Annotated in this window: 4 protein-coding genes; all 4 read left to right on the top strand. The window is 38.2% G+C overall.

The features are described 5' to 3' along the window. The first annotated feature begins 125 nt into the window (after positions 1 to 125). Entirely contained in the window at positions 126 to 878 is a 753-nt protein-coding gene (locus AC11ZT_RS09140; protein ID WP_484059301.1) for a DeoR/GlpR family DNA-binding transcription regulator, read from the top strand. A gap of 22 nt (positions 879 to 900) precedes the next feature. After that, complete coding sequence (locus tag AC11ZT_RS09135; protein ID WP_484059300.1) at positions 901 to 1,389, top strand: PTS sugar transporter subunit IIA; 489 nt, start codon at positions 901 to 903, stop codon at positions 1,387 to 1,389. Beyond that, complete coding sequence (locus tag AC11ZT_RS09130; RefSeq protein WP_484059299.1) at positions 1,386 to 1,685, top strand: PTS sugar transporter subunit IIB; 300 nt, start codon at positions 1,386 to 1,388, stop codon at positions 1,683 to 1,685. Before AC11ZT_RS09135 ends, AC11ZT_RS09130 begins: the two co-directional genes overlap by 4 nt. Before the next feature lie 22 nt (positions 1,686 to 1,707). Then, the coding region (locus tag AC11ZT_RS09125) for a PTS galactitol transporter subunit IIC (RefSeq protein WP_484059298.1) at positions 1,708 to 3,062 on the top strand (1,355 nt) is incomplete at its 3' end.

The following is a 3,062-nucleotide window of genomic DNA, read 5'->3' as shown; positions in this document are numbered from 1 at the left end:
CGATGATAAAAATTTAAAAAACATAATTGACAGGAAGAAAAGAACGTTGTATATTGAATTCGTAAACAAAAAAGAACAATATAGAACATAAAGGAAAAGGGAGGAATGTAAAGGAGGGGTGGAAAATGTTAAAAGAGGATCGCTTACATCTTATTCTGGGTGAAGTTGAGAAGAAGCAAGTCGTGGAAGTATCAGAACTTGCACAATCCTTGCAGGTGACCGAGATGACCATTCGGCGGGATTTAAAGGAACTAGAAGAACGCAGATTGATTAATCGGGTGTTTGGCGGGGCAAGGAAAATAAATGCAGTTACCTATACAGAATTATCGCATACACAGAAACAGAGTATAAATGTTGAGGAAAAAAGACAAATCTCACAAAAATGTGCAGAGCTAATTGTTGATAATGACATTATATTTGTTGGTTCTGGTACTACAAATGATATGATTTTTGATTATGTAAAAGCATCAAACGTAAATGTCATAACGAACTCGATTACGGTGTTTAATAAGTGCAAAGACAATCCGAATTACGATGTTGTGCTAAGTGGAGGACGTTACCGAGCTAGAACGGGTACATTTACAGGATATTTTGCAAACAAGTTATTAAGTGAAGTGAAAGTGAAGAAAGCGTTTGTAGGAACAAATGGTATTTGCGATTTGAATGTGACGACGGCTGATGAAGAGGAAGGGCTTGGTAACCGCATTATTTTAGATAATGCAAGTGAGCGATATGTGTTAGCGGATAGTACGAAATTTGATTTACAAGCCTTCTTTACCTTTTATCAGGTAATGAATGTAACCGCTATCATCACGGATTCTGGCATTAGCGATCAGTTAGCGGATTACTACAGCCGGGTGACGCGCATTATTAAATAGGACATGAAAGGAGATGAATCTAGTGGGTGTATCTGAACTATTCCATAAGGAACTTATTCTATTTATAAACGCAACATCAAAAGAAGAGTTGTTTACGAAGGTTGGGGAAATCTTACTGGAGAAGGGTTTAGTGAAATCTGGTTATGTGGAGGCCGTTAAGGAAAGGGAAAAAGCATTTCCAACCGGCTTAGATTTAAGTGTAGTGGGAGCGGATGTGCCGAATGTTGCCATTCCTCATACCGAAACCGAATTCTGTAATACGCAAAAGGTAATTGTCGTGCGAACGCCAGAAGAGCTGGTTTTCCGCAATATGATTGCACCTGATCAAGAGCTAAAGGTAAGCCATTTCTTTTTCATCTTAAATCACAACAAGAATGGGCAAACGAATATTTTATCTAACTTAATGGCGTTCTTTACACAAAACGACCATATGAAAACGTTATCTACTTTGAGTTCAGCTCAAGAAATATATGATTATCTAAATTCAAACGAAGGAGTGCAAACCGTATGATTAAAATATTAGCAGCTTGTGGAGCAGGAGTAAATTCAAGTCATCAAATCAAATCTGCGATTGAAGAAGAAATGAGTTCAAGAGGATATGAAGTACTTGTGGATGCTGTAATGGTGAAAGATATTACGGAAGAAATGATGGGAAAGTATGATATATTCACACCAATTTCGGCTACGGATACAGGGTTTGAAATAAACATTCCAGTTGTAGAGGCAGGACCGATTTTATATAGAATTCCAGTTATGTCTACTCCCGTATTTAATGCGTTAGAAGAAGCAATTAAACAAATAAGATAATAAGACCGGAGGAGGATTTTTCATGCAAACATTGATTCAATTCTCAAATACGCTATTTAAACCGATTTTGGATTTAGGTGCACCGCCCCTGATGTTCATCATCTTAACATTGCTTGCTCTTCTTGTGAAAGTGAAGCCAAGTAAGGCGATTGAAGGTGGATTAAAGCTTGCCATCGCCTTAACGGGGATTAGTGCTATCATTAATATTTTAACTGGGGCATTCTCTAAGGCACTGCAAGCGTTCGTAGAGTCAACCGGCATTAATCTTTCCATAACAGATGTAGGATGGGCGCCGTTAGCAACCATTACATGGGGTTCGGCCTATACCTTATATTTTCTGCTAATTATGGTTATCGTAAATCTCGTGATGTTAATGTTAAAGAAAACGAATACATTAGATGTTGACGTATTTGATATTTGGCATCTTTCAATTACAGGATTACTAGTTATGTATTATAGTAATAACTTATTGGTAGCGACTCTTCTTATTGTTTTAATTGGGGTTATGAAAATCATAAACTCTGACTTGATGAAACCTACATTCAATGATTTATTACATGCACCTAGTTCGAATCCGATGACATCAACGCATATGAACTATATGTTAAACCCGGTGATTATGCTGTTTGATAAGTTTTTCGATAAATTCCTTCCGTTTTTAGATAAATATGATTTTGATGCAGCGAAATTGAATAAGAAGATTGGTTTCTGGGGAAGTAAATTTGCTATCGGGATTTACCTTGGCTTATTAATCGGTATTCTCTCTCATCAAACGCCAAAAGCAACGTTTACACTCGCGTTTACGGCTGGTGTGTGTTTAGAGTTATTCTCTTCCATCGGATCTTGGTTTATCGCTGCGGTGGAACCGCTTTCGCAAGGGATTACAAACTTTACAAGCAAGTACTTAAAGGGCAGAACATTTAATATCGGTCTTGACTGGCCGTTCATTGCTGGACGAGCTGAGATATGGGCTGCAGCGAATGTGTTGGCACCTATCATGCTAGTGGAAGCAATTCTTCTTCACGGTAATCGAATCCTTCCTTTAGGAGGAATCATTGCAATGGGTCTTACACCTGCCTTATTGGTTGTAACACGCGGAAAACTGATTCGGATGATTGTCATTGGTGCTTGCTTGTTACCGCTATTTCTACTATCAGGAACACTTATTGCTCCATTCGTTACGAAGACAGCAATCGCAGTGGGAGCGTTCCCAACTGGAATTGCTAGCACACAATTAATTACACACTCTACATTAGAAGGACCTCTTGAAAAAATACTTGCCTTTCTAGTTGGGAGAGCAACGCAAGGAAATATTGAATTTATCTTGTATGCTATTGTCGGAGTGATTGTGTACATCCTTCTCTTCCTATGGTATGC

Source organism: Ectobacillus sp. (assembly GCF_056992975.1).
The sequence above is the reverse complement of the archived record's forward strand: the minus strand, read 5'-3'. Positions and strand labels throughout refer to the sequence as shown.